Source organism: Streptomyces sp. NRRL S-340 (assembly GCF_000720185.1).
Lineage (GTDB): Bacteria > Actinomycetota > Actinomycetes > Streptomycetales > Streptomycetaceae > Streptomyces.
Genome location: NZ_JOIY01000031.1, coordinates 1 through 26,105, shown reverse-complemented (window position 1 = coordinate 26,105; position 26,105 = coordinate 1). Strand labels below are relative to the sequence as shown.

At 74.1% G+C, this 26,105-nt stretch carries 24 protein-coding genes and 1 pseudogene; 11 read left to right on the top strand and 14 right to left on the bottom strand.

The features are described from left to right. Positions 1-50: 50 nt before the first annotated feature. Positions 51-677, bottom strand: a complete 627-nt coding sequence (locus IG64_RS23555; protein ID WP_037859535.1) for a cytochrome b/b6 domain-containing protein — start codon at positions 675-677, stop codon at positions 51-53. Next, entirely contained in the window at positions 661-1,449 is a 789-nt protein-coding gene (locus IG64_RS23550; protein WP_037859533.1) for a molybdopterin-dependent oxidoreductase, read from the bottom strand. Before IG64_RS23550 ends, IG64_RS23555 begins: the two co-directional genes overlap by 17 nt. A gap of 676 nt (positions 1,450-2,125) precedes the next feature. Between IG64_RS23550 and IG64_RS23545 the strand changes: the two genes are divergently transcribed. The 4 genes from IG64_RS23545 (at position 2,126) to IG64_RS23530 (ending at position 4,415) form a co-directional block, all read left to right on the top strand. After that, positions 2,126-3,037 carry a DMT family transporter gene (locus tag IG64_RS23545; protein ID WP_199811645.1) on the top strand — a complete coding sequence of 304 codons (912 nt, stop codon included), beginning with the start codon at positions 2,126-2,128 and terminating at the stop codon, positions 3,035-3,037. Between the two features lie 87 nt (positions 3,038-3,124). Continuing rightward, positions 3,125-3,640, top strand: a complete 516-nt coding sequence (locus tag IG64_RS23540) for an NUDIX hydrolase (protein ID WP_037859527.1) — start codon at positions 3,125-3,127, stop codon at positions 3,638-3,640. Between the two features lie 53 nt (positions 3,641-3,693). Further along, entirely contained in the window at positions 3,694-4,086 is a 393-nt protein-coding gene (locus IG64_RS23535) for a YidH family protein (RefSeq protein ID WP_037859523.1), read from the top strand. After that, positions 4,083-4,415 (top strand): DUF202 domain-containing protein, encoded by a 333-nt coding sequence (locus IG64_RS23530; protein WP_037859519.1) that lies wholly within the window; start codon positions 4,083-4,085, stop codon positions 4,413-4,415. The genes IG64_RS23535 and IG64_RS23530 overlap by 4 nt, the downstream gene beginning before the upstream one ends. A gap of 67 nt (positions 4,416-4,482) precedes the next feature. On the opposite strand, the gene IG64_RS23525 is transcribed toward IG64_RS23530, so the two are convergent. Genes IG64_RS23525 through IG64_RS23510 form a run of 4 tightly spaced genes read right to left on the bottom strand, consistent with a single transcriptional unit; the run spans position 4,483 to position 8,511 of the window. Then, a complete protein-coding gene (locus tag IG64_RS23525; protein ID WP_037859516.1) occupies positions 4,483-5,412 on the bottom strand; it encodes an NADP-dependent oxidoreductase in 930 nt (309 codons plus the stop codon). A 46-nt stretch (positions 5,413-5,458) separates the two neighbouring features. Continuing rightward, positions 5,459-6,052 carry a TetR/AcrR family transcriptional regulator gene (locus IG64_RS23520; RefSeq protein ID WP_037859671.1) on the bottom strand — a complete coding sequence of 198 codons (594 nt, stop codon included), beginning with the start codon at positions 6,050-6,052 and terminating at the stop codon, positions 5,459-5,461. Between the two features lie 24 nt (positions 6,053-6,076). Further along, positions 6,077-7,750 (bottom strand): class I adenylate-forming enzyme family protein, encoded by a 1,674-nt coding sequence (locus tag IG64_RS23515; protein ID WP_037859514.1) that lies wholly within the window; start codon positions 7,748-7,750, stop codon positions 6,077-6,079. Then, complete coding sequence (locus IG64_RS23510) at positions 7,747-8,511, bottom strand: SDR family oxidoreductase (RefSeq protein WP_037859511.1); 765 nt, start codon at positions 8,509-8,511, stop codon at positions 7,747-7,749. Before IG64_RS23510 ends, IG64_RS23515 begins: the two co-directional genes overlap by 4 nt. Before the next feature lie 206 nt (positions 8,512-8,717). Here IG64_RS23510 and IG64_RS23505 point away from each other — a divergent pair, with 206 nt between their 5' ends. Both IG64_RS23505 and IG64_RS23500 read left to right on the top strand, forming a co-directional pair. After that, positions 8,718-9,965, top strand: a complete 1,248-nt coding sequence (locus IG64_RS23505) for an exo-beta-N-acetylmuramidase NamZ domain-containing protein (protein ID WP_199811644.1) — start codon at positions 8,718-8,720, stop codon at positions 9,963-9,965. Positions 9,966-10,126: 161 nt separating this feature from the next. Then, positions 10,127-11,440, top strand: coding sequence for a serine/threonine protein kinase (locus IG64_RS23500; protein WP_037859506.1), 1,314 nt, complete (start codon positions 10,127-10,129; stop codon positions 11,438-11,440). 21 nt (positions 11,441-11,461) lie between these two features. Here IG64_RS23500 and IG64_RS23495 read toward each other — a convergent pair whose 3' ends face one another. Then, a complete protein-coding gene (locus IG64_RS23495; protein ID WP_078884183.1) occupies positions 11,462-14,260 on the bottom strand; it encodes a penicillin acylase family protein in 2,799 nt (932 codons plus the stop codon). Between the two features lie 263 nt (positions 14,261-14,523). On the opposite strand from IG64_RS23495, the gene IG64_RS23485 reads away from it, so the two are divergent. Further along, positions 14,524-15,129 (top strand): hypothetical protein, encoded by a 606-nt coding sequence (locus IG64_RS23485; protein WP_037859499.1) that lies wholly within the window; start codon positions 14,524-14,526, stop codon positions 15,127-15,129. A 244-nt stretch (positions 15,130-15,373) separates the two neighbouring features. Continuing rightward, positions 15,374-16,076: pseudogene (locus tag IG64_RS39210) on the top strand (3-keto-5-aminohexanoate cleavage protein); the annotation flags it as partial. Between the two features lie 322 nt (positions 16,077-16,398). On the opposite strand, the gene soxR reads toward IG64_RS39210, so the two are convergent. After that, positions 16,399-16,890, bottom strand: coding sequence for a redox-sensitive transcriptional activator SoxR (gene soxR, locus IG64_RS23475; RefSeq protein WP_037859497.1), 492 nt, complete (start codon positions 16,888-16,890; stop codon positions 16,399-16,401). A gap of 115 nt (positions 16,891-17,005) precedes the next feature. Between soxR and IG64_RS23470 the strand changes: the two genes are divergently transcribed. Beyond that, on the top strand, positions 17,006-17,467 hold the full coding sequence (locus IG64_RS23470; protein ID WP_037859494.1) for a MaoC family dehydratase: 462 nt from the start codon (positions 17,006-17,008) through the stop codon (positions 17,465-17,467). Positions 17,468-17,490: 23 nt separating this feature from the next. Here IG64_RS23470 and IG64_RS23465 read toward each other — a convergent pair whose 3' ends face one another. The 3 genes from IG64_RS23465 to IG64_RS23455 all read right to left on the bottom strand — a co-directional run bounded on the left by IG64_RS23465 (position 17,491) and on the right by IG64_RS23455 (position 19,897). Further along, the gene (locus IG64_RS23465) at positions 17,491-18,150 is read right to left on the bottom strand and encodes a TetR/AcrR family transcriptional regulator (protein WP_037859492.1); all 660 of its coding nucleotides are present in this window, start codon (positions 18,148-18,150) and stop codon (positions 17,491-17,493) included. Between the two features lie 157 nt (positions 18,151-18,307). Beyond that, positions 18,308-18,493: a hypothetical protein gene (locus IG64_RS23460; protein WP_078884188.1), complete on the bottom strand. Its 186-nt coding sequence runs from the start codon at positions 18,491-18,493 to the stop codon at positions 18,308-18,310. Positions 18,494-18,745: 252 nt separating this feature from the next. After that, entirely contained in the window at positions 18,746-19,897 is a 1,152-nt protein-coding gene (locus IG64_RS23455; protein ID WP_037859485.1) for an acyl-CoA dehydrogenase family protein, read from the bottom strand. A gap of 89 nt (positions 19,898-19,986) precedes the next feature. Between IG64_RS23455 and IG64_RS23450 the strand changes: the two genes are divergently transcribed. Beyond that, positions 19,987-20,640 carry a TetR/AcrR family transcriptional regulator gene (locus IG64_RS23450; protein WP_037859484.1) on the top strand — a complete coding sequence of 218 codons (654 nt, stop codon included), beginning with the start codon at positions 19,987-19,989 and terminating at the stop codon, positions 20,638-20,640. Between the two features lie 201 nt (positions 20,641-20,841). Further along, complete coding sequence (locus tag IG64_RS23445) at positions 20,842-21,552, top strand: ArsR/SmtB family transcription factor (protein ID WP_107474338.1); 711 nt, start codon at positions 20,842-20,844, stop codon at positions 21,550-21,552. 78 nt (positions 21,553-21,630) lie between these two features. On the opposite strand, the gene IG64_RS23440 is transcribed toward IG64_RS23445, so the two are convergent. From IG64_RS23440 to IG64_RS23430, 3 genes are all read right to left on the bottom strand, one after another. Further along, complete coding sequence (locus IG64_RS23440) at positions 21,631-22,713, bottom strand: Zn-dependent alcohol dehydrogenase (RefSeq protein WP_037859480.1); 1,083 nt, start codon at positions 22,711-22,713, stop codon at positions 21,631-21,633. A gap of 14 nt (positions 22,714-22,727) precedes the next feature. After that, the gene (locus tag IG64_RS23435; protein WP_037859478.1) at positions 22,728-24,116 is read right to left on the bottom strand and encodes an aldehyde dehydrogenase family protein; all 1,389 of its coding nucleotides are present in this window, start codon (positions 24,114-24,116) and stop codon (positions 22,728-22,730) included. A 240-nt stretch (positions 24,117-24,356) separates the two neighbouring features. After that, complete coding sequence (locus IG64_RS23430) at positions 24,357-25,706, bottom strand: ABC transporter ATP-binding protein (RefSeq protein ID WP_037859476.1); 1,350 nt, start codon at positions 25,704-25,706, stop codon at positions 24,357-24,359. Between the last annotated feature and the right edge of the window lie 399 nt (positions 25,707-26,105).

Sequence of the window (26,105 nt, the reverse complement as noted above, 5' to 3'; positions counted from 1 at the left end):
TCACAGTGACCGACCCGGTGGTTCCGGCGGCCCCGTGAGCTGAACCGCCCTCACGGTCTCCACAGCGGGTGTTCGTGGTCCGCCCAGGTGCGGCTGACCATGCCGGTGCGCAGACCTCTGCGGGCCTCCGGGTCGCCGAGGGCCATGCCGATGTGGCCGGCCAGCACCACGCCGATGGTCAGGGCCAGCCAGTCGTGGACGAAGGTGGCCCCGGTGCGCCACCTCAGCGGGGTGAGGTGGGTGAACCACATCATCAGACCGGTACCGAGCATGACCACGGCGGCCCCCGCGATCCAGGCCGCGTAGACCTTCTGACCGGCGTTGAACTTGCCCGCGGGGCGCGCGGCGGGCCGCCGGTCGCGGCGCAGGGCGGCGCGCAGCCACACCTTGTCGTGCGGGCCGAAGCGGTTGAGGAAGCGCAGGTCGGCGCGGAGGGCGCGGGAGGCCAGGCCCAGCAGGACCGGCACCGGGAGCGCGAGGCCCGCGCACTCGTGGACACGGACGACCAGTTCGCGGCGGCCGACGAGCACCGCGAGCTGCGGGATGTACAGGAAGGCGGCCGTCAGCACGCACACGCCCATCAGCGCGGCCGTCGTGCGGTGCACCCAGCGCTGGACGGTGCCGAAGCGGCGGACGTCACCGACGGGCGGGGCCGCGGTCTCAGCTCGTGGGGTCATCATTGCGTCCGTTCGAACGGCCGACCCAGGCGTCGACGTCGTACCCCCGGTCCTCCCAGTAGCCGGGACGCACCTCGTCGGTGACGGTGATGCCGGAGAGCCACTTGGCGGACTTGTAGAAGTACATCGGGGCGACGTAGAGGCGCACCGGGCCGCCGTGGTCGTGGCCGAGGTCCTTGTCCTGCATGCGCAGGGCCACCAGCACGTCGGGACGGCGGGCCTGGCCGAGGGTCAGGCTCTCGGTGTAGGTGCCGTCGAAACAGGTGAACCGGACGGCCCGCGCCGTGCGGCGAACGCCCGCGGCCTCCAGGAGCCGGGAGAGCCGTACGCCTTCGAAGGGCGTGCCGGGCACCCGCCAGCCGGTGACGCACTGGACGTCGCGGACCATGCGGGTCTGCGGCAGGGCGCGGAGATCGGCGAGGGTGTACGTCGCCGGGTGATCGACCAGGCCGTCGACCCTCAGACGGTAGTCGGTGGCGTCCTCGCGCGGGACGGAGGCGGCGACCGAGTAGTAGCGGAAGCCGCCGCCGTTGGGCAGCAGCCCGGTCAGGCCGGTGGGGTCCTTGCCGGAGGCGGCGCCGAGGACACCTTCCAGACCGCGCTGCAGGGTGGGCGCGGCGGCCACGCCGAGGGCGCCCAGGCCCAGGGTGGCGAGGAAGACGCGGCGGCCGACGGGACGGCCGTGTTCCTCCGCCGCTGCGGCGGTGCGGCTCTGTTCCTCGGGCGGGCCGACCGGCCGGCGGCTCCGCTCCTCGGACGGTTCGGGGTTCACGTCTTCATTCGAGCACCCGGGCCCCTGGCGGGCCAGGGTTCGCGGGTGCACGTCAGACTTCCGTCATCTTCTGCCTCCGCCTTCGGCCGCCGTCTCCTGGGCCGGCCGGGGTGGGCGTCGGCCAGAATCCGACGGCCTGCCGTGTACACGGCGATCATCAGGAGGGCGCGGTGTGCCCCGGCCGGGCGCGGACGGTGACACGGTGCCCGCGGCGACGGCCCCCGCCGTCACCGGTGCGGGCGCGCCAGCGAGCGGCCCACAGCCCGCAGCTCACGGCTCACAGCCCGCAGGCCGCAGCCCGCAGCCCGCAGCCCGCAGCTCACGGCTCACGGCTCACGGCTCACGGACAGCGAACCCTCAGCCCGGCACACGGCCTCGAGGAACGTCGTCGCGTCACACGCGTCAACCGCCCTGCTCCGCGCGGCACTTGTGGAGCGGGGGCGCGGTCGGCCCCGCCGGGGCCGGGCGGAGGCGGGCGGAGGCGGGCGGCTCACCCGTGTGGCGTACGCCATGGCGGGGTTCTCCGGGGCGGCCCACCATGGACCTACTGCCGTGCCATCGCCCCGACGCACAGGGCGTCGTGGCCGAGTCGACCGCGCGGATCCGGGTACTGGCCCCAGCGAACAGCGCTCCAGGACGCTACAGTCGGCCATTACGCACCCCGTGGCCCGGCCGGATGATCGAGGTACGCAGCGTGTCGGTTCTGGTTCTGATTCTCGCCGTGAGTGCCGCCTGCTGCCTGGGCTTCGGTTTCGTACTCCAGCAGAACGCGGCCCAGCGGGCTCCGCTCAGCGACTTCCTCTCACCGCGGCTGCTGCTCGACCTGGTCAGGGTGCCGCGCTGGCTGGGCGGGATCGGGCTGATGGTCGTCGGCATGGTGCTGGGCGCGATGGCCCTGGGCCGGGGCGAGATCTCCCTGGTGGAGCCGCTGCTCGCCACGAACCTGCTGTTCGCGCTGGCGCTGTCGCGCAGACAGACCCGACAGCCGCTGGGCCGCCAGGGCTGGCTCGGTCTCGCGCTGCTGGCCGGGGGCGTGACGGCGTTCATCCTGGCGGGCCAGCCGCGGGCGGGCAGCGCGGTCACCGACCCGCTGCGGCACTGGCTGATCATCGGAACCGTGGTCGGCGTGGCGCTGCTGCTGACCACCTACGCCAAGCGGTCCCGGCTCAGCTGGGGGCCGGTGCTGCTCGCGGTCGCCGCCGGGCTGCTGTACGGGGTGCAGGACGCGCTGACCCGGGTGAGCGGGCAGCGGTTCTCGGCGGGCGGCTGGGCGGAGCTGTTCACCAGCTGGCAGCCGTACAGCCTGCTGGTGATCGGGGTGACCGGGCTGATCCTGGTGCAGAGCGCCTTCGAGACGGCCCCGCTGCGCATGTCGCTGCCCGCGCTCACCGCGGCCGAGCCGCTGGCCGGGATCGCCTGCGGCGTCGGCTTCCTCGGCGACCGGCTGCGCACCGACGTCGGCGCGCTGACCTGGGAGGCCACGGGCCTTGCGGCGATCGTGGCGGGCATCGTCCTGCTCGGCCTGCACCCGGCGATGCCCTGCGGCGTCTCGGTGCCCGAGCAGAAGCGGAAGCTGCAGCCGCGCTGACCCGCGCCGGCCGCCGCACCGGAACCTACTGCCGCGCGTCCTTGCGGCCGGCTGACCCGCGCCGGTGCGGCCTGCTTGGATGGGGGCATGAGCGCTGCGGACGAGATCCTCGACATCGTCGACGCCGACGACCGCGTCGTCGGCCGGGCTCCCCGCGGGGAGGTGTACGCCGGCGGGCTGCGGCACCGCTGCGTCTTCGTCGAGGCCCGGGACGCCCAGGGGCGGCTCTTCGTGCACCGGCGTACGGCGACCAAGCTGGTCTTCCCCTCCCTGTACGACCTGTTCGTGGGCGGGGTCGTCGGAGCCGGGGAGAGCTACGACGACGCGGCGCTGCGCGAGGCCGAGGAGGAGCTGGGCGTGACAGGACTGCCCCGGCCCGAGTACCTGTTCAAGTTCCTGTACGAGGACGGCGCCGGGCACAGCTGGTGGTCGGCGGTGTACCAGGTCCGCTGCGAGCTGCCGGTGCGCCCGCAGGCCGAGGAGGTCGCCTGGCACGGCTTCCTGACCGAGGACAAGGTCCGGCGGCGGCTGCGCGAGTGGGAGTGGGTGCCCGACGGTCTCGCCGCCCACGAGCGGCTCATGGCTCACCGGTCGGGTCGGTGACGGTGACGCGGCTCTCCGGGGCCGGCCGGCCCGCGCCCGGATAGGGTCCCCTCGTGATCGACTTCGTACGGAACGTCCGCCTGTGGTTCGCGCCCGAGGAGGTCAGGGAGGAGGGCTCGACTCCGGACTACCGCTTCTCGCTGGCCAACGAGCGGACCTTCCTGGCCTGGCTGCGCACCGCGCTCGCGCTGATCGGCGGGGGGTTCGCGGTGGACCAGTTCCTGCCGCACCTGGGGTGGGCCTGGCGCGTCGGGCTGGCGCTCGCCCTGCTCGCGGCGGGCGTGCTGTGCTCGCTGCGCGCGGTCAACCACTGGGTGCGCTGCGAGCGGGCGATGCGCCGCGGAGAGGACCTGCCCGCCTCCCGGTTCCCGGCGCTGCTGGGCATCGTCGTGGCGGTCGTGGCCGTGGCGATGGTCGTGGTGGTCCTGGCGGGACGGGCGGGGTGAGCGCGCGGGGCGGGGCGGCCGGTCCGGTGCGCGATCCCGGGCTGCAGCCGGAGCGGACGCGGCTCGCCTGGCGGCGTACGACACTGTCGGGCACGGTGGCGGCGGTGCTCGCGGTGAAGACGGCCCTGCACGGCGGCGTCTCCCCCGCCGGCGTCCTGGTCTGCGCCCTGTGCTGCCTGCTCTGGCTGGCGTTCCTGCTGCTGGCCCAGTTCCGCATCCGCCGCCTGGCGCGCACCGCTGCCCCGCCGGCCCTCACCGCCCGGCTCGCCACGACCGCGGTGCTGTGCACGGTGGCCCTGGCCCTGTGCGCGGCGGTGCTGGTCTTCTAGACCCGCCCCGGCAGCCCGCCTGCGCGCTCGGGCCTCCCGCCGCCCCGGCCTCCCGCGCCCTGTCCTCTCAGGACCCCACCGTCACGACGATCTTCCCGCGGGTGCGGCCCTCCTGGCTGCGCCGCTGCGCCTGTGCCGCCCGCTCCAGCGGGAACGTCTCCGCCACGTGCACGCGCAGCACGCCCTGGTCGGCCAGCTCGGACAGGCGGCCCAGATCCTCGGCGTCGGGGCGGACGAAGCAGTAGCGGCCGCCGTAGGAGACCACCTCCGGGTCGGCGATGGAGGCCAGCCGGCCCTCGGGCGCGAGCAGGTGGGCGGAGGTCCTGGTGGTCTCGCCGCCGACCGTGTCGAACACGGCGGCGACGCCCTCGGGCGCGAGCCCGCGCACCCGCTCCGCCAGCCCGTCGCCGTAGGTGACCGGCTCGCCGCCCAGGGAGCGCACGTAGTCGTGGTTGCGTTCGCTCGCCGTGCCGATCACGCGGGCGCCCAGGTGGCCGGCGAGCTGGACGGCGAACGAGCCGACCCCGCCCGCGGCGGCGTGCACGAGGACGGTCTCGCCGCGGGCGACCCGGAGGGTTCTGACGAGCACCTGGTAGGCGGTGAGTCCGGCCAGCGGCAGACCCGCGGCCTCCTCGAAGGAGAGGGCGCGCGGCTTGCGGGCCAGGGTGCGCACCGGGGCGGCGACGTACTCGGCCAGGGTGCCGCGGGAGAGGAAGTCCTCGCGGACGTAGCCGATGACCTCGTCGCCGGCCGCGAACTCGGTGACCGCGGCACCCGGGCGCACCACCGTCCCGGCGAGGTCCCAGCCCGGGACCACCGGGAAGACCGGGTCGAGCAGGGCGTCCAGGTGGCCCTCGCGGCACTTCCAGTCGACCGGGTTCACGCCGGCCGCCCGCACCTTCACCAGCACCGAGTCCGGGCCGACCTTGGGATCGCGGACCTCCCCGTACTCGAGCACCTCGGGTCCACCGTACCGGCTGTAGCTGATGGCCTTCATGGCACCGACCCTCCGGGCTGCGCGCCGCTCGCGCAACCCGGCGCACTCACGGGCGCAGCGCCCTCAGCAACAGGTCGGCCAGGTGGTCGGCGACCTGCTGCGGGGTGAGGGGGCCGTCGGGGCGGTACCAGGTGGACAGGTGGTGGACGGAGCCGAAGTGGTAGTCGACGACCAGGTCGGCGGGGGTGGCCCTGGTGAAGACGCCCTTGTCCTGGCCCTCTTCGATGAGCGCGCGGAAGCGTTCGTGATAGCGCCGGCGCTCGGCGCGCACCTGCTTGTTCTTCTCCGGGCTGAGGTGGTGCATGGACCGGAAGAAGATCATCGCGTCGTCGAGGTTGTCGATCGTGGTGACGACCACGTCGGCGGCGGCGTCCCGCACCCGCTTCTCGACGGGTTCGTCGGCGTCGGCGAAGGCCTCCAGCCGCTCCTGCTGGAGGCGCAGCATGCGCGCGTACACCTCGTGCAGGAGGTCGTCCTTGGAACCGAAGTAGTGGTACAGCGCGCCCTTGGTGACCCCGGCCGCCTCGACGATCTCCTGCACCGAGGTGCGGTCGTAGCCCTGGTCGGCGAAGAGCCGGGTGGCGGCGGCGAGCAGCCGCTGGGGCACGGGGGTCCCGGCCGATTCCGTCGTCCTGGGCACTGCCGCCACCTGCCTTTCCTGGTTCTACCGGGTGTCGTCGCGGGAACGCAGTTCCCGCCGGAGGATCTTCCCACTCGCCGTCTTCGGCAGCTCCGGCAGGATCTCCACCTGCCGCGGGTACTTGTAGGCGGCCAGTCTCTCCTTGCAGTACGCGGCGAGCGCGTCCGGGTCCGCCTCGGCGCCGGGGCGCAGGCTGATGTAGGCCTTCACGGTCTCCCCGCGGTAGCCGTCGGGGACCCCGACGACGGCCGCCTCGCGCACCGCCGGATGGGTGTAGAGGACGTCCTCGACCTCGCGCGGCCACACCTTGAAGCCGGAGGCGTTGATCATGTCCTTCTTGCGGTCGACGACGTACAGCCAGCCCTGTTCGTCCATGAACCCGATGTCGCCGGTACGCAGCTCCCCCTCGGGGAAGGTCTCGGCGGTGGCGTCGGGGCGGCGCCAGTACCCGGGCACGACCTGCGGGCCCTGTACGACGATCTCGCCCTGCTCGCCGAAGGGCACCTCCGCGCCGCTGTCGTCGAGGATCCGTACGACGGTGTCGGGGCCGGGCACGCCCACCGCGAGCGTCCCGGAGACCGGGTCGACGGGGGCCTCGCGGCCCGGGGGCACCGAGGCGCAGGGCGCGGTGCACTCGGTGAGTCCGTAGCCGTTGCGGATGTAGGGGCCGAAGCGGGAGCGGAACTTCTCCACCAGTGCGGGCGGCAGGGGCGCGCCGCCCGAGGAGATGACGTGGAAGGAGGAGAAGTGGTCCGGGGTGACGCCCGGGTGGGCGGCCAGCGCCATGAAGGCGGTGGACGGGCCGACGGTGTAGTGCGGGCGGTGCTCGGCGAACGCCTCCAGGACGACGGAGGGTTCGAAGCGGTACGCCAGCACCAGGGTGCCCGCGCTGTTCAGGCAGGCGCCGAACTGGCAGACCATGCCGGTGATGTGGAACAGCGGCGCCAGCGCGAAGTAGACGGGCCCCTCGGGCAGGCCCAGGCCGGTGCGCTGCCGCTCGGCGTTGTACATGATGTTGCCGTGCGTGTTGGTGGCGCCCTTGGGGGTGCCGCTGGTGCCGGAGGTGTAGCTGATCAGCGCGGTGTCGGCGGGTGCCGGGGCGGGCACGGCGGGGGCCGGGTGGCCGGCGCGGGCGACGTCCGTCAGGTCGTCGGCGTCCGCGGCCCGCGGCAGCCGTTCGAAGCCGAGCACGCGGGGGTCGTCGCGGGTCTGGAGGTCCCGTTCGCACGCGGTGAGCACGATCCGCACGGGCGAGCCGGCGGCCGTGGCGCGCAGGTAGGACTCCCAGGCCCGGTCGGAGCAGACGAGGGCGGTCACCTCGCCGTCCGCCAGGACGTGGGCCAGCTCGGCGGACTTGTACATGGGGTTGACCGGGACGACGGTCGCGCCCGCCTTCCAGGCGCCGAGGACGGCGAGCACGAAGTGCGGGGAGTTCTGCAGGACGACGGCCACCCGGTCGCCGGGGCGCAGGCCGCGCGTGGCGAGGTGCCCGGCCACCGAGTCGCTCAGCGCGTCGGTCTCGCGGTAGGTGAGGCGGGCGTCGAAGTAGGCGAGGAAGGTGCGGTCGGGGGCCTCGGCGGCCGACCGGCGCAGGGCGTGCACCAGGGAGCCGGCGGGGTCGACGGGGGCGCGCTGGGCCTCGTCGAGCAGGCGCAGCCAGGGCTTGGCCGCGTACCGGGAGGCGGGGGTGGCGGTCACCGGTTCTCCTCCCAGGTGCGCTGGATGCGGTTCATGTGGGCCACCCACCGGTCGGGGTCGTCCGCGCGGTTGCGGTAGAAACCGGCGACCTCGGGGTGCGGCAGGATCAGGAAGCGGTCCTCGGCGATGCCCTTGAACAGGGCGTCGGCGACGTCCCGCGGTTCGATGGCGGTGGGCTTGAGCATCAGGTCGCCCGCGCTGCCGGTGGCGGCCAGCATGTCGGTGCGCACGCCCTGCGGGCAGATGGCGTGCACCTTGATCCCGCGGTGGCCGTAGGTGAGCGACAGCCACTCGGCGAAGGCGTACGCGCCGTGCTTGGTGACGCTGTAGGGGGCGGCACCGATCATGGTGAGCAGTCCGGCGGCGGAGACGGTGGAGACGAACCGGCCCCGGCCGCGTTCGAGCCAGGCCGGGAGCAGTGCCTCGGCGGCACGGACGTGGGCCATGACGTTGACGTCCCAGGCGCGTGCCCAGGCCTCCTCGCCGGCCGCCTCCGAGCCGGGTGATCCGACCCCCGCGTTGGCGCAGTAGACGTCGACGGTGCCGCCGAGCGCGTCACGGGCGTCGGCCACGATCGCCGAGGCGTCTCCCGGCAGGGCGATGCCACCGGTCTCCTCGGCGACGGCGGCGGCCCGGGCGGCGTCGAGGTCGTTGACGACGACCCTGGCCCCCTCGGCGGCGAACCGGCGGGCCAGCGCGGCCCCGATGCCGCTCCCGGCTCCGGTGACGACCACTCCCGCACCCTGAACGGCTTGCACCATCGGTCTCCTTCGACGCGGCACGCTCCTGCTCTGCCGCGCCACACTAACCGGTCGGTATGTGCTGCGGGAAGAGGTGGCACGGCACCGGGCGGGGGCGGCTCCAGTGGTGTAGACCTCGGGCACTCCCGCAGGTTCGTTCCCAGCGGCCCGGGGTGCGCGCTAGCGTGCGTGACCATGACACCCGCCCTGATCACGGAGGTCGCCGCATGAAGCTGTCCAGACGGAGTCTGCTCGCCGGCACGGCCGCGGTCGCGGCGTCGGCCGGGCCGGCCGCACAGGCCGAGGCGGCCCCGCAGGGGCGCGGCCGGCCGCTGCGGACCGGGTTCGAGCGGCTGGCGGCCGACGGCTACGCGGTGCTGGACGGACAGCGGGTCGGCATCGTCACCAACCCGACCGGCGTCACCTGCGACGTGCGGCACATCGTGGACGTGATGCACGCCGACCGCCGGGTGGACCTGGTCGCCGTCTTCGGCCCGGAGCACGGCTTCCGCGGCACCGCGCAGGCGGGCGGTTCCGAGGGCCGCTACGACGACCCGGCCACCGGACTGCCGGTGTACGACACGTACCTCAAGAGCGGGCAGCCCCTCGCCGACGTCTTCACCGCCTCCGGCGTGGACACCGTCGTCTTCGACATCCAGGACGCCGGGGCCCGCTTCTACACGTACATCTGGACCCTGTACGACTGCATGGAGGCCGCCGCGCTCGCCGGGAAGCGGTTCGTGGTGCTCGACCGTCCCAACCCGGTGACCGGCCGGGAGGCGCTGGGCCCGGTGCTGCACGAGGAGTTCGCGACCTTCGTCGGGCGGCGGCCGGTCGCTCAGGCGCACGGCATGACGGTCGCGGAGCTGGCACGGCTGTTCAACGGGGAGTTCCTGAGCCGGCCGGTGCGGCTGGAGACCGTCCTGATGACCGGCTGGCAGCGGTCGGACTTCTACGACGCCTCCGGGCTGCCGTGGGTGCCGCCGAGCCCGAACATGCCGACCCCCGACACGGCCCTCGTCTACTCCGGCACCTGCATGTTCGAGGGCACGAACCTCTCCGAGGGCCGTGGCACCACCCGCCCCTTCGAACTCCTGGGCGCGGAGGGCATCGACGGGCGCTGGGCGGACGCGGCGAACGCCCTCGGGCTGCCGGGGGTGCGCTTCCGGGAGGCGTACTTCGCGCCCACCTTCTCCAAGTTCCAGGGCAGGACGGCCGGCGGGGTGCAGATCCACGTCCACGACCGGGCCACCTACGACCCGGTACGGACCGGGATCGCACTGCTGGTGACCGCCAAGCGGGTCTGGAGCGGCTTCGCCTGGCGCCCGGACGACTGGATCGACAAGCTCACCGGTTCCACTCGGGTGCGCACCATGATCGACGCGGGCGCGGACACCGACGAGGTGGCGGGCGGCTGGCGCGAGGAGCTGGCCGCGTTCCGCAGGACCCGCCGGCACTACCTCCTGTACCGGTGAGGCACGCCCGCCCCCGGTACCGGTGAGGCACGCCCGCGCCGTCACGGCAGGACGTCCGGAATTACTCCTTACGGGAGTGTCCTGACGTATGGCCAACGTCCCCCGGTCGCAGGACGATGCACCACACATCGCACCGCTTCGGGGGACGAGGGGGTCCGGCCATGACGGACACGGGCACGGGTGTCGCTCCGTACTGGGAGCTGACCTTCGACGCCGACGGGGACGTGGACGTCCCGGAACGGGACCGGCTGCTCGCCGGGGCCCGCGCCGGCGGCGTGCGCGACCTGATCGTCTTCGCGCACGGCTGGAACGACGACCGTTCCGGCGCCACGCGTCTGTACCAGCAGTTCTTCGCGCCGGTCCCGGGGCTCGCGCCGGCCGCGCGGATCGGGTACGTGGGTGTGATCTGGCCGTCGATGCGGTTCTGCGACGAGCCCATCCCCGACTTCCCGCGCTCCACCGCGGCCGGTCCGGTGTCCGGTCCCGCGCTCGACAAGGACACCCGGCACGCCCTCGTGGAGACCTTTCCGGGGCGGGCCACCGTGGTGGACCGGCTCACGCGGCTGCTGGACCAGCAGCCGCGCGAGGCGGCCGCCCTGGAGGAGTTCGGGCGGCTGGTGCGGCTGCTGGTGGAGGTGGTGCCGCCGGGGCCGCAGGGGCACTTCACGGCGGACACGGTGACGGAGGGCGTACCGGAGCGCGAGCCCGGCATCCTCACGCGCCCCGCGGCGGACGTCTGCGCCGAGTTCGCGCAGGCAGCAGCCCGGGCGGGGCGGGCGGGGCAGGAGTCGTTCTCGCTGCCGAACCCGTGGGAGGGCGCCAAGGAACTGCTGCGGCAGGCGACGTACTACACGATGAAGCGTCGCGCGGGCACCGTCGGCGAGCGCGGGCTGGGGCCGGCGGTGGGCCGCCTCGCCGAGGCGGCACCCGGTCTGCGGGTCCATCTGGTCGGGCACAGCTTCGGCGGGCGGCTGGTGTCGTTCGCGCTGCGCGGGCTGCCCGCGGGGGTGCGGACGGTGAAGTCCGTGACCCTGCTCCAGGGGGCCTTCTCGCACTACGCGTTCGCCGCCCGGCTGCCCGGCGACCCGCGCGCGGGAGGTGTCCTGCAAGGGCAGGAGCACCGGGTGGACGGCCCCCTGGTGTGCTGCACCTCGCGCTTCGACACGGCGCTCGGCACGTTCTATCCGCTGGCCTCGCGGATGGCCGACGACGACAGGTCGGTGCTGGGCGTGGACATCGGCGCACTGCTCGGCGCCCGCTGGGGTGCGATGGGGCACGACGGGGTGCAGGCCGTGCCGGGCACGCGCGCGTGCACCCTGGCCGAGGCGCTGAGGGGGCCGCTGCCGGCGTCCGGGTGCGTGAACGTGGACGCGGCCGGGGTGGTCCGGCGCGGCGGGCCGCCCGCCGGCGCGCACAGCGACATCGTGCACCCCGAGCTGGCGCGGCTGGTGCTGGCGGCGGGCCGCATCGTGTGACCCGCCGCCGGCACCCGGACGTCACCGGTGGGAGGTGTACTCCACCACCTGCTGGAAGGTGGGCCGGTTCTGCCAGCTGATGCTGCCGTGCTTGATGCCGCCCAGCGGGCGCTGGACGATCGAGTCGGCGCACCACTGGTCGCCCGCCGAGCACTGGTCGTCGCCGGGGTAGACCTGGGCCGCGGTCAGGCCCGCGGCCTGCTTGAGCGTGGCGGCCAGGGTGTCGTGGCAGGCGGTGAGGCTGCCGGCGCCGCAGTACTTGCCCGCCAGCGGCCCCCGCACCTGCTCACCGAGCACCGCCCGGATGTCCTTGTCGACATAGCTCCACCAGCCGTACTGGAAGGCGCTGCCGGCGTGCGAGCCGGTCGGGCCGTGTCCGGCCGACGGGGACTCGTCGACGGGCAGGTTCGCGCCGAAGGCGGTGAACAGGTCGCTGCCGAGGCCCGGTTCGAACTCGGCCTTGACCAGCAGCGGCCACCAGGCGTCCAGGATGCGGATCGCGTCGGCGTCGGCGTACTTCTTGGAACCGGCCGAGGTCTCGGTGCGGTGGGCGCCCGCGGCCACCCAAGCTCGCAGCTTGTCCACGGCCGCCGCTGTCGCGGGGTCGGTGACCGGTGAGCTGTCGAGCACCTTGAGCAGCTTCGGCAGCACGTCCTCGGCGCGCAGGTCGGCGACGGCCGCGTCCGCCATCGCCCGGGTGAGCGAGGCCCTGGTCACCCCGCCGGAGGCGACGAGCTTCTTCACCCGGTCCTCCAGCAGGTTGCCGCGGTGCACCGAGCCCTCGCCCCAGGGCGCCGCCGCGTAGTCCTCGGCCTGCTTGTTGTTCCAGGAGATGTAGTAGTCCTGGTCGACCGAGTTGGGGTGCGCGGCGGGCGCGGTGTAGTCGGCGGTGTTGGCCGCCGGGTCCCAGCCGCGCCACTCGTACGGCTGCCGCGCCCAGACCGGGAACTCGGCGTCGACGCCGTCGGCCCGCACCGGGTTGTCACCGCTGTTGTAGTAGGCGGTGTGCGCGGAGTCGGCGTAGAACCAGTTGAAGGTGAAGTTGATGTGCTGCGCGGCCTTCTGGAAGTCCTGCGGGCCCTGGACGAAGCCGGGGTCGTTGAGCATCTGGAAGCCGATGATCGAGTCGGCCTCGTGCAGGTAGGAGGAGCGCAGGGTGGTGTAGGCGACCTTCTTGCCGCCGACGGTGGCGCGGTACTGGACCGGGCCGTACTTGGTGCGCCACACCCGCATCGTGTAGGAGCCGGCCTTGGTGCCGTCGGCCACGGTCGGCTTCCAGGCGTTGGCCTGCTGGACCTGGTCCATGGCCGTGCAGGTGCCGTGGTAGAGGTAGTGGTGGTCGTCCTGGCACAGCTCGACGGCGTAGGTGTCGATGATGTCCTGGCCGGAGGTCGTGGCGCTCCACGAGTAGTCCTGGCCGCGCCCGAGTTCGACGTACATGCTCAGGCCCGCGAAGGAGGCGCCGCGGGCGCTGATGCCGGGGCCCTGGATCTCCTGGAGCAGCAGCAGCTGGGGCGCGAAGTAGCCGGTCTGCGGGCCGAAGACGGCCACGGGGTGGCCGCTGGCGGTGTGCCGGCCGCCGACGACGAGGGCGTTGGACATGCCCCGCCGGGCCGAGGAGAGGGCGGCCTTCGCGGCGGTGGCGGCCGCGGTGCCCGCCGAGCGGGCGGTGGCGCTGCCGGTGCGGTCGTACAGGAGGGGTTCCTCGGTGACCGAGCCCGCGTCGGGCAGGGCCTCGCCCTTCGGGGAGCCGGGCCTGGTGGCGTACGGGAAGCTCTGGCCGTCGTGGAGGGTGAGGACGGCCTCGGGGTCGTTGCGCTCGCGGAAGGACTCCCACACGCGGGTGCCCTCCTCGACGCCGTACTTGGCCTGGGCGGCCATCAGGGAAAGGGCGTTGTTCACCTCGCCGCCCCCGCCGGCGCCGAACAGCGAGCCGACCACCGAGGCCAGCGCGACCAGGTCGGTGACCTTGAAGTGGTCGATGGTGCCGGCGTTGGTGATGGCGTCCTTGTGCCCGGTCAGGACGTACTCGCCGGGGAAGTAGCGTCCGGGGTCGGCGGCGTCGATGTAGGCGTTGATGCCCGCGAGGTAGGCGTTCACGTCCGCGAGGGCCTGCTGTCCGCGCGCGCCGTTCTTCGCCACGGCGCTGTCGATCTGGGCCTGGAGGTCGGCCTCGGTGTAGGGCGCGTTGCGGTAGAACTGCTGCTCCAGGCCCTGGTTGGCGGGCGCGCCGCCCGCGAAGGAGGTCAACTGGCCGCGGCCGACGTGCCGGAAGACGTCCATGAGCCACAGCCGGTCCTCGGCGGCGGCGTACCCGGCGCCGAACTCGGTGCCGTAGCGCGTGGTGCCCGTGATGTGCGGCACGCCGGTCTTCTTGTCCCGCACGATCGTGACGTCGCCGCGGCCCGCGGGCTTCTCGGTGGAGGCGACCTGGTCGGACCGGACGCCGAACGAGGCGTCGTTGAAGAAGGTGTTGATCGTGTCGTCGGTCAGGGCCGGGTAGCCCTTGGCCAGGTTCGCGTAGGGGCCGAGCTGGTCCTCGGCGTGGGCGGGCTGGGTGCCGAAGCCCTGGTTGAGGAGGATCTGGGCGAGGGTGGCGTTGCCGTTCTCGCCCGGCGGCAGGATGTCCGAGCACCGGCCGCCGCAGTGGTCGTCGTCGGCCGCCGCGGCCTTCGGCGCCGCGTCCGCCGCGACCGCTTGGGAAAAGGGTGACAAAAGACCGGCAACGAGGACGCATACGGATGCCGTCTTCAGGAACCCGGGGAATCTGTGGGGAGTTCTCACTCTGTCGAGCGCGCTGTGTGGGGTGCGCCGTGGCATGACTGCTCCTCCCGACGGGGGTGGAGCGGGACGTTACCGGCGGTATCCCCGAGTTGGAAGATGAGCACGCGTCACTTTTTGGAGTCTGCGGGAGGGACATGACGGTCGAGCGGGGCGAATCCATGACGGACACCGGAAACCGGATGGAGCCGAATCGCGGGCCGGCACGTCTATCTGACGACGTCGGCAGTGCGCTCGTGCGGGACGACGCCGAAGTTCCCCACGTACAGCTACAGGTGCAGGTGTGACGGAGGTGCAGGGCGATGGCCGGTTTCCGGAGTCTGGCGAGACAGGTGAGGGATCCGCGGTGCGATCTGGCGCTGCGGCGCTACTCACTGCGCAAGTGCCTTGAGCGGTTCGCTCCTTACGGGCACCGGGCGACCTGGGACCACCTGTGTTCCCGGGCCGGGTTCGGCCCCGAGGACAGGTCTCCCGACCCGGTGCGGCTCGTGGCCGCGCTGGAGGAGCTGGAGGAGGCGCGCTCGGTGTGGCTCGACTACGAGTCGGAGTTCGCCGGGCGCCGCAGGAAGGAGAAGCACGACGGGCTGCGCCGCCCGGGCAGCGTGGACGACTGGCACCGGCTCACCTGGGGCGGCTTCGGGGTCGCGTGGTGCGACGACCCGCGGGTCCACCCGCGCCGGCCCCTGGCCGAGGTACTGCGCCGGCTGATCGCCGCGCTGGAGCGCGCACCCGGCGCGGAGTGCCCGGTGTGCGGCGGCGAGCGGCTGGTGTGGCGCTACGGCCTGGACCACGAGCCGTCCGCCGGACCGGTCTGCGCGGACTGCGGCATCCTGGTCCCGCGCCCCGTCCTCACCCCCGAGGCACTGGCGTCCGCCCGGCGCGGGCAGCGGCTGCTGGTGTCGGCCTGAGCGGACGGCTCGTACGCACGACCCGAGCGGGCGGCCCGAGCACTCGGTCTGAGCACTCGGTCTGAGCAGGGGCGTGGTGCACCGGGCGCGTGCCGGGTCGGGCCGAGGCGTGGCGGGGCGTACCGGGCCGCACCAGGGATGCCTCACCCTCGGGACCGGGGGCGGGCGGCCGCTGCGGGGCTGAGGGCGCGCGCCCGTCCGCGGCCGAGGAGTGTCCCGGTGCCGGGCGGGGCACTGTCCGGCCGTGCAGGCATGTCTCAACGGAGCCCGTACGGCCGCGGACGGCGCGGTGGTGCCGCTCACCCCGCGGGCGCCGGCCGAGTCCGCGGCGCGGGCCGTCGCGGCCGGCGCCACCGAGGTGGCCGTCCGGCCGCGGACGCCGTGCGGGCGGGAGAGCCTGTCGCCGCGCGTGATGGCGCGCGCGGTCGAGGCGGTCCGGCCCGGGTGTCCGTGCCGGTCGGAGTGGCCACCGGGCCCGGCCGGAGCCCGCCGCGCCGGCCCGCGCGGCGCGCGTGCGGGAGCGGGCGGTGCTGCCCGGCCTCGCCCGCGTCGACCGGCACGCACCGGACGCGGAGGAACCGGCCGCCGCCCTGCTCCCCCTGGCCGTCGGCGTGGAGGCCGGTCTGCGGTCGGGCACGGACGGCCCGGACCGGTTCGCCGTCTCGCCGCCCGGCCCCCGGGTGCGGCGCGTCCTGGCGGAGGTGGCGGACCCGTCCGCCGCGACCGCCGCGGCCTGCGCCCGCGCCCTGCCGGGGGCCGTCGGCACGGCGCACGGCCGCCCGGTCCTGCTGCACGGCGGGGAGGGCGGTGCCTGGCCGGTCCTGCGCCTGGCCGGCCGGCTGGGCCTGGCGGGCCGGACCGGCCCGGCGGACACACTGGTCCTGCCGGACGGACGACGGGCCTGCTCGAACGCCGAGCTGGTCGCGGAAGGCCTGCGCCTGCACGGACACGGCGACCGGAGCCGGAGCCCGAGCCAACAGCCGCAGGCTCCGGCGGTCCTTCTCGCCGGGCCCGCCGGGCGGTGCGGGAAGGGCGGGGAGGGCGGCCGGCGCCCGTCTTCGCCCATCGCACCCGCCGCTCGGGCGGGGACGGCGGTGGTCTCAGAGCTGCGAACAAAAGGGGAGTCCGGTCAGCTCGCGGCGTCCGGCACGCACGCTCGCGGCGTTGCCGAAAGGCCCTGGTAGCTCCGCCACAAGGACCTTCCGGCGCCTTGCGATCGCACGCACCGGAGGCCGCGAGCTGACCGGACTCCCCTTTTGTTCGCAACTCTCAGGCCCGGTTGCTCCGGGCGGACGTGGTGCCGCCGCCGCGCTCCACCATCAGGCGCGAGCCGGCGCGCTGTTCACCGAAGACGTCGTCCGGGTTGGACAGGACGCAGGTGTCCAGGGAGAGGCAGCCGCAGCCGATGCAGTCGGTCAGGTGGTCGCGCAGCCGGTTGAGCTGCTTGATGCGCTCGTCCAGTTCCGCACGCCAGGCGGCGGAGAGACGGGCCCAGTCCTCGCGGGTGGGGGTGCGCTCCTCGGGGAGTTCGGCGAGCGCCTCACGGATCGTGGCCAGCGGGATGCCGACGCGCTGCGCGGCCCGTACGAAGGCGACCCGCCGCAGCGCGTCCCGGCTGTACCGGCGCTGGTTGCCGGTGGTGCGCCGACTGCTGATCAAGCCCTTGGCCTCGTAGAAGTGGAGGGCGGAGACGGCCGCTCCGCTGCGGGCGGACATCTGGCCCACGGTCAGCTCGTGGATCTTCTCGGGAATCTGGGGCACTCCCCAGAGCCTACCGACCCCGCCGGGTCCGGCCGCGTTGACAGGGGCCCGGCCACCGAGCATGCTAAGCAGTTGCTTAGACATGGACGTACGCGCGATGCGAGAGGCCGGGCACATGGCAGAGCCGAGGATCTTCACCTCCGCCGACGAGCTGAAGGCGGCGGTGGGCGAGCAGCTGGGGTACACCGACTGGCTGGAGATCGACCAGAAGCGGATCGACCTGTTCGCGGAGGCGACCGGCGACCACCAGTGGATCCACGTGGATCCGCGGAAGGCCGCCGCGGGCCCGTTCGGCACGACGATCGCGCACGGCTACCTGACGCTGTCGCTGCTCCCGCTGTTCGGGCCGCAGCTGATCCGCGTGGAGGGCGTGAAGATGGGTGTCAACTACGGCACGAACAAGGTCCGCTTCCCCGCCCCCGTCCCGGTCGGCTCGCGGCTGCGGTCCACCGCCACGATCACGGGCGTGGACGACGTCAGCGGCGGGGTTCAGGTGACCGTCGCCTTCACCGTGGAGCGCGAGGGCGGCGACAAGCCCGTGTGCGTGGCGGAGTCGGTGTCCCGCTACTACCTCTGAGCGACGCCCTGGCCGCCCGTGCACTACCTCTGAGCGGCACCCTGCCCGCGCGTGGTGTCCGTCCGGGCCCCGACCATGCGCAGGACGAGGTCGGCGTAGAGCGCGCCGACCTCCTCCGGGGTGCGGGGGCCTTCCACGTTGAACCAGCGGGCGACGTCGATGCACAGGGAGAGCACGGCCAGCGTCGTGCCGCGCACGTCCGGGACGTCGAACTCGCCCGCGGCCACGCCCTCCTCGATGACCGCGCGCACCTCGGCGTCGACCAGGCGGCGCAGCGCGACGATCTCGGCGCGGGCGTCCGGGCCGAGGGAGTCGAGTTCGTACTGGACGACGCGCGCGGTGGTGCGCCCGCGCGCGTGCCAGCGGACGAAGGAGCTGACGGCGTCGGCGAGCCGCTCGGTCGCGCTGCCCTCGCGCCGGGCCGCGGTGCGCAGGATCTCCAGCGCCTTCTCGTGGCCGATCCGGCTGATGCGGTGGAGCAGCTCTTCCTTGGTCTTGTAGTGGATGTAGAGCGCGGCGGGGCTCATACCGGCGCGGCCGGCGATGTCGCGGGTCGTCGTCGCGTGGTAGCCGCGCTCGGCGAAGGCCTCCACGGCCGCCACGAGCAGCCGCCGGGCCGCGTCAGGGGTGACCTCGGCCCACGGCTGCGCGTCCTGGCCGGCCGTCTCCTCCGCCGTACTCATCGCTCGTTCGACCCCTCTCTGCGTCCGGGGGTCCACCATACCGCCGAAGCTGAGCGGGCGCTTAGCATCCCCGGTCGGCGGGGTGGCACGCCCGGGGTGCGGGCCGAGCGGGGCGCGCGGTCCGAGTGAGGGGGCGGGCCGGCTGCGGAAGGCGGGTTCAGATCTTCTCGAAGGGATCGTGCTCGGCGAGCAGCTTCTCCAGGCGGGCCTGGTCGACCCGGCTGACGATCTGCCCGGCCTCCTGGCGGTCGCGGATGACCTTGGCGAGCGTGAAGGCGGAGGTGACGAGGTAGAGGACGGCGATGCCGAGGGTGCTCTGCTGCTTGCCGGGTGTGTCCCTCATGGGTTCCAGCATGGGGGGGTGGGCCCCCCGCCACATCCGCCGGGATACTCAGTCCACGTACTCAGAAACGCCCCGCTCGCCCCGGCCCGCCCGGCGTTCGTCCGGCCCACCGCCGCGCCCCCGGCTCACGGGCCCCCCAGGGCCCGCCACCGTACTCCCGCGTCCCACCGGCCCCCGGCGACCGGACCGGCCGGCCGGCTCGCCTGCCGCCCGCCCCCGGCCCGGCCCGACCCGACCCGACCCGACCCGGCCTCAGAAGGCCGAGACGCCCGTCAGCGCCCGCCCGATGACGAGCTTCTGGATCTGGCTCGTGCCCTCGTAGAGGGTCATCACGCGGGCGTCGCGCAGCAGCTTGCCCACCGGGTACTCGTCGATGTAGCCGTAGCCGCCGAAGACCTGGAGGGCGTTGTTGGCGGCGCGCACGGCGGCCTCCGAGGCGAAGAGCTTGGCCTTGGAGGACTCGACGGCGAACGGCTGCCCGCGGTCGACCAGGTCCGCGACCCGCCAGGTCAGCAGGCGGGCGGCGTCCACGTCGACGGCGATGTCGCTGATCAGCTCCTGGACGAGCTGGTGGTGTGCGATGGACCTGCCGAACTGCTCGCGCTCGCCGGCGTGCCGGACGGCCGCGTCCAGGGCGGCCTGGGCTATGCCGACGCAGCCGGCCGCCACCGACATCCGGCCCTTGGCCAGCGCCGACATGGCGACGGAGAAACCTTTGCCCTCCGGGCCCAGCATCGCGGAGGCCGGCACGCGCACGTCCTGGAGGACCAGTTCGGCGGTGGCCTGGCCGCGCAGGCCTAGCTTGCCGTGAATGGTGCGGCGGGTCAGGCCGGGGGTGTCGGTGGGCACCAGGAAGGCGGTCACGCCCTTGTGGCCGGGGGCGTCGGTGGAGCGGGCGAAGAGCAGGACGACGTCGGCCCAGGTGCCGTTGGTGATGAACATCTTGCTGCCGTTGACGACGAAGCCGTCGCCGTCGCGCACCGCCCGGGTCGTGAGGCTGCCCGCGTCGGAGCCGGTGCCCGGCTCCGTCAGGCCGAAACAGCCGACGTACGCGCCGGAGGTCAGGCCCGGCAGCCAGCGCCGCTTCTGCTCCTCGTCGCCCCAGGCGGCGATGGTCTTGGCGACCAGGCCGAGCGAGACGGAGACGATCCCGCGCACGGAGGAGTCGCCGCGGCCCAGTTCCTCGGTCACCAGGCAGTAGGAGAGGTGGTCGCCGCCGCAGCCCCCGTACTCCTCGTCGACGGTCAGCCCGAGGAAGCCGACCTCGCCGAGCTTCTTCACGATGGACCGGTCCACTTCCTCGGCGCGGTCCCAGGCCACGGCATGGGGGGTGATCTCCCGCTCGACGAAGTCCCGGGCGAGCTGCCGCACCGCGGTCTGCTCCTCGCTGAGGCCGAGGTTCATGACGGATCACCCCACAGATGACGGATCTTGAAAGCCGTACATTTAAATTACCACTGCTAGTTTTACGCCGCAGCCCTACTATGTGCGCCATGGCCCGACCGCGCAAGCCCCTCCTGAGCACCGACCGCATCGTCGCGACGGCGCGGGACCTCGTGGATACGGAGGGCCTCGCCGCGGTCTCCACCCGCCGGCTCGCGGCCGAACTGGGCGTCAGCGGTCCCTCCCTCTACAACCACTTCCGCACCAAGGACGAGATCCTGGAGGCGGTCGCGGACTCGGTGAGCGCCCAGGTCGACCTGTCGATGTTCGAGGACGGCCGCGACTGGCGGACCGCGCTGCACGACTGGGCCGTCTCCTACCGGGCCGCGCTGCGGGCCCACCCGAACATCGTCCCGGTCCTGGCCCGCGGCCCCGGCCGCCGGCCGGCCGCGCTGCATCTGGCGGACGCCGTGTACGGCGCGATGGTCGACGCGGGCTGGCCGCCCGCGCAGGCCACCTCCATCGGCGCGCTCATGCGGTACTTCGTCATGGGCTCCGCGCTCGGCTCCTTCGCCGGCGGCTTCGTGGACGACGCCGGTGCCTACGACCCCGCCGACTACCCGCACCTGGGCCAGGCCCACCTGCTCGCCGAGCAGCAGGAGAAGATCGACGAGCGGGCCTTCGAGACGGGCCTCGCGGCGCTCCTGGACGGGCTGGCGCAGCAGTACGCGCAGGACGCGGCGGGCGCGAAGGCCGGAGAGTAGGAGCAGGACGCGAAGGCCGGGCGGGGGCGGGCCCGCGCGAGGGCCGCGCAGGACGGGCCACGCGAACGCCGGGCGGGAGACGTGCACCGGGCAGGACACGGAGGGCCCGGAGGGGGGGGCGGGGCCGTGGACCGGGCGGGAACGTGGCGCGCGCCCACCGTTCGGCGGGTGCCGAACCGTCCGTGCCGCATGCTGGGACGCATGACCTCGAAGGATCCCCAGGCGCCCGGTCTGGCCGCGCTCGCCGGGCTGATCGCCGACGAGACCCGGGCCGCCTGTCTGCTGGCGCTGCTCGACGGGCGGGCGTGGACGGCCGGCGAGCTGGCCCGGCACGCGGGCGTGGCCGCCTCGACGCTCAGCGAACACCTGGGCAAGCTCGTCGCGGGCGGTCTGCTCGCCGAGGAGCGGCAGGGCCGTCACCGCTATGTCCGGCTCGCCGACGCGCGGGTGGCCCAACTGGTCGAGGACCTGGCCGCGCAGGTCGCGCCGGCGGCGGCGCGCCGGCCGCGCACCCTGCGGGAGGCCGGTGCCGGCTCCGCGATGGCCCGGGGCCGCACCTGCTACGACCATCTCGCCGGGCGGCTCGGCATCGCCGTCACGGACGCGCTGACCGAGCGCGGACTGCTGCGCCAGGACACCGGGTTCGCGCTCACGGACGCGGGGCTGGACTGGTTCGGCGCGGCGGGCATCTCCCTGGACCGCCGGGGCAGGCGTCCGCTCGCGCGGGCCTGCCTCGACTGGACGGAACGGCGCCCCCACCTGGCCGGGGTCGCCGGGGCCGCCCTGTGCCGGCACGCCCTGGACACCGGCTGGTGCGTGCGCATCGGCTCGGAGCGGGCGGTGAAGGTCACCCCGGCCGGTGAACACGCCCTGGCCGGGCTGCTCGGCATCGGACGGGCCGCACTGGGCTGAGTCCCCGGCCGCGGCGGCAGGCGGCGTGCCGTGTCCGGCCGGGATGGCGGTGTCGCGGTCGCGGCCGCCCGGCCGGGCTCAGAACACCACCAGCGCCCGGCCGCCCTTGCCGGCCCGCATGTTCTCGAAGGCGGCCGGGATGCCGTCCAGGGCGATCCGCTCGGTCACCAGCGCGTCCAGGTCCAGGCGCCCGGCGCGGACGTGTCCGGCGAGCACGGGCAGGTCCTCGGCCGGGTCGCAGTTGCCGTAGACACAGCCGCTCAGGGTGCGGCCCCAGTGGAAGATCTCCAGGGCGTTGAAGGTGACCTGCTGGTCCTTGCCGCCGATGCCGACGACGGTGGTCCGGCCGCCGCGGCGGGTGGACTCCCAGGCGGCGCGGATGGAGACGGCGCGGCCCACGCACTCCACGGAGACGTCGACGCCCTGCCCGGCGGTGAGTGCGCGGATCTCGCGCGGCGTGTTCTCCGAGGCGACGACGTAGTCGGTGGCACCCGCGCGGCGCGCCAGTTCCTCCTTCCCGGGGCTCACGTCGACGGCAATGATCTGCGCGGCGCCCGCGATCCGGGCGGCCTGGAGGGTGGCGAGTCCGACGCCGCCCGCGCCGAAGATGGCCACCGTCTCCCCGGCCCGCACCCGGGCCGAGTGGTGGACGGCGCCGTAGCCGGTGAGGACGGCGCAGCCGAGCAGGGCGGCGTCGGTGAGCGGGACGCCGTCGGGCAGGGGCAGGACGCAGGAGGCGGCGACGACCGTCTCCTCGGCGAACGCGGCGACGTTCAGGCCGGGGTGCAGGGCGGTGCCGTCGGCGGTGCGGGCGTGGACGCCGGCGGCGCCGGTGAGCGCGTCTGCGCACAGCCAGACCTCGCCGAGCGAGCAGGCGTGGCAGGTGCCGCAGGAGGGCGCCCAGTTGAGAACCACGGCGTCGCCCGGTGCCACGTGGGTGACGCCGTCGCCGACGGCGAGCACGGTGCCCGCGCCCTCGTGGCCGAGGACGGCGGGGACGGGGACCCGCATGGTGCCGTCGGTCAGAGAGAGGTCGGAGTGGCAGACCCCTGCGGCGGCCAGCCGCAGGCGCACCTGGCCGGGGCCGGGTTCGGGCAGTTCGATCCGGGTGATCTCCAGCGGCGAGCCGATGGCGGGCAGGACGGCGGCACGTACGGCCATGACGCGTGACTCCCTTAGAACTGGAGGGACTTGGTCTGGAGGTATTCGGTGAGTCCGTGCGCGCCCAGTTCGCGGCCGACGCCGGAGGACTTGTAGCCGCCGAAGGGGGCCAGCGGGTTGAACCGGCCGCCGTTGATGTCGACCTGGCCGGTGTCCATCCGGCGTGCGAAGGCGACCGCCTCGGCCTCCTCGCCCGCCCAGACGGCGCCGGCGAGGCCGTAGACCGTGCCGTTGGCGATGCGCAGCGCGTCGTCCTCGTCGTCGTAGCGCAGGACCGACAGGACCGGCCCGAAGATCTCCTCCTGGGCGATGGTCATGTCCGGGGTGACGTCGGCGAAGACGGTCGGGCTGACGTAGTAGCCCCGCTCGCGCGGGGATCCGGGGCCGCCGGCGACCAGGCGCGCGCCCTCGGCGACGCCCTGCTCGATGTAACCGCGCACCCGGGCGAGCTGCCCGGCGTTGACGAGGGGGCCGATGCGGTCGCCGTACTTGGCGGCGGCCGTGGCGGCCAGTTCGACCGCCTCGTCGTAGCGGTCGCGGTGGACCAGCATGCGGGTCCAGGCGCTGCACGTCTGGCCTGAGTTGGACATGACGTTGGCGACGCCGACGTTCACCGCCTTGGCCAGGTCGGCGCCGGGCAGGATGACGTTGGCGGACTTGCCGCCCAGTTCCAGGGCGACCCGCTTGACGGCGGCGCCGGCCGTCGCGCCGATCCGCCGGCCCACCGCGGTGGAGCCGGTGAAGGAGACCAGGTCGACGCCGGGGTGTTCGGCGAGCGCCTGCCCGGCCACCGGGCCGAGGCCGGTGACCAGGTTGAAGACCCCGGCCGGGATCCCGGCCTCGTCGACGGCCTCGGCGAAGAGCTGGGCGGTGAGCGGGGTGTCCTCGGCGGGCTTCAGCACCACGGTGCAGCCGGCGGCGAGCGCGGGGGCCGCCTTGGCGACGATCTGGTGCAGCGGGTAGTTCCAGGGTGTGATGGCGCCGACCACGCCGGCCGGCTCGTGCAGGACGGTGGAGTTGCCGACGCGCTCCTCGAAGGCGTACGTCGCCGCGAGGCCGGCGTAGGACGCGGCGACCGCGATCGGCAGGCCCGCGTGCACGCTCTGGGAGAACGGCAGGGGTGAGCCCAGTTCGGCGGTGACGGTCTCGGCGATCTCGTCCTTGCGGGCCGCCAGTACGTCCCGCAGGGCGGCCAGGCGCGCGGCCCGCCCGGCCGGCGGTGTCGCCGCCCAGCCGGGGAAGGCGGCGCGGGCGGCGCGCACCGCGGCGTCGACGTCCTCGGCGGTGCCGGCGGGCACGGTGGCGAATACCTGTTCGTCGGCGGGGTTCACCACCTCGATGACGTCCCGGTCCGGGGCGGGGCGCCAGGCGCCGTCGATGTACATGCCGTCGTGTGCCTTCATCGTGTTCCTCCGGGGCGGGGGCGTCGTCGCGCTCCGTCGCGCGTCACGACCTCGACAACCCCATAAACTAGCGCCGATAGTTTTGCGGCGCCAGGGACGCGCTCGCGCCCCGCCCGGTGTCCGCCCGTTCCCCACGCCCGGCGTCCGCCGGCCCGAGCCCTCCGGATCCGGCCGTCCGCTCCTGCGGATCCGCCCCTACGCCCCTCGGATCCGGCCGTCCGCTGCCCCGGGTCCGGCGGTTCACTCCTCCAGGTCCGGGAGGTGCTCCGGGGCCGGGCAGACACGTTCGCCGTGCTGGTCGAAGACGAAGAGGCGGGCCAGGTCGACGAGGAGCGGCACCCGCATGCCGTGGCGGAGCCGGATGTCCGGGGTGGTGCGCACGACCAGGTCACCGGGGAGGCGGGGCTCTGCGGCAGGGGCGGGTTCGGGTGCGGCACCGGCCTCCTCGGGGCGGTCGAGCACCCCCACGGCTCCCGCGCGCAGCGCCCCGGCCCGCCCGCGCAGGCGTTCCAGCACGGTGCCGTCGCGGCGGCGGCGCCGGTCCGGCCGGGCCGTGGGGCGCGGCGCCTCCAGGTCCGGTACGACGGCCGGGCGGGAGCCGGTGTCGAAGTGGACGAGCACCTCGTGTCCCTGGAACTCGACATGCTCCACCAGTCCCGTCAGCGGTACCTCGCCGGGCCGGGCGGCGGCCGGGTCCGCGATGCGCACGGCCTCCGAGCGCAGTCCCACGATCACCTCGCGCCCCTGCTGCACGCGCAGCAACTGGTGGTCGCGGGAGAGGGGTTCGGGCAGCCGCAGGAACTGCTCGCCCAGGCTGACGGTCATGGCGCCGCCGAGCGGGGCGCGGACCAGGCCGCGCAGGAGGTTGATGCGCGGGGTGCCGACGAAGGCGGCGACGAACACGTTGCGGGGCAGGGCGTAGACGGCGCGCGGGGTGTCGGCCTGCTGCAGCACTCCGCCGCGCAGCACGGCGACCCGGTCACCCAGGGACATGGCCTCCGACTGGTCGTGGGTGACGTAGACGGTGGTGACGCCCAGCTCCCTGGTGAGCTGGGCGATCTCGGCGCGCAGGCGGTTGCGGAGCTTGGCGTCGAGGTTGGACAGCGGCTCGTCCATCAGGAAGGCGGTGGGGTGGCGGGCGATGGCACGGCCCATGGCGACGCGCTGGCGCTCGCCGCCGGAGAGCTGGCCGGGGAAGCGGTCGAGGAGGTCCTCGATGCCCAGCATCCGGGCGGTGCTGCCGATGCGGGGGCTGTGGTCGGTGCCGGGCGACTCGATGCGCAGCGGGAAGCCGATGTTGTCCCGACTGGTCATGTTCGGATAGAGCGCGAAGTTCTGGAAGACCATCGCCATGTCCCGTCCGGCGGGCGGCAGGTCGTTGGCGTACTCGCCGTCGAGCAGCAGCCGCCCCTCGGTGATGTCCTCCAGGCCGGCGATCATCCTCAGCACGGTGGACTTGCCGCAGCCGGAGGGGCCGAGCAGGACGAGGAACTCGCCGGGCGCGATGTCCAGCGACAGCCGGTCCACCACACGGGCGGTCTTGCTGGTGTAGGTCTTGCTCACGTCGTGCAGGGAGATGGCGCGTGTCATGAGGCATGCCTTCGGGGACTCACCGGGGCGCCGGGGCCCGGCGCGTCGGACGCCGCGTGCGGGTCGTACGGGGCGCGTGAGTCACGGAAGTCAACGGAATGCACGGGCCCGGGGAAGACACCGGGCACGATCTCGCACGCTTTCGTCCATCAGGTGAGAACAGGGGCGAAAGCGGACGGCCGGATTCAGGGCGCCGGGGGGAGGAGGCGGCGGATCAGTGTCCGGTGGCAGAGGGCGGTGACCGGGTCCGGGGCGGGCCGCTGGGGGCGCGGGGCCGCTGGTCGGGGCGCGGGGCGGGACAGGGCGACCGGAACGGGGGCGGGGCGGGCGGCCCGGGTCGGGCCGGTAGCAGGCACCCGGTCGGGCGGGAACCGGCTCGGGAGCGGCATCCCACACGAG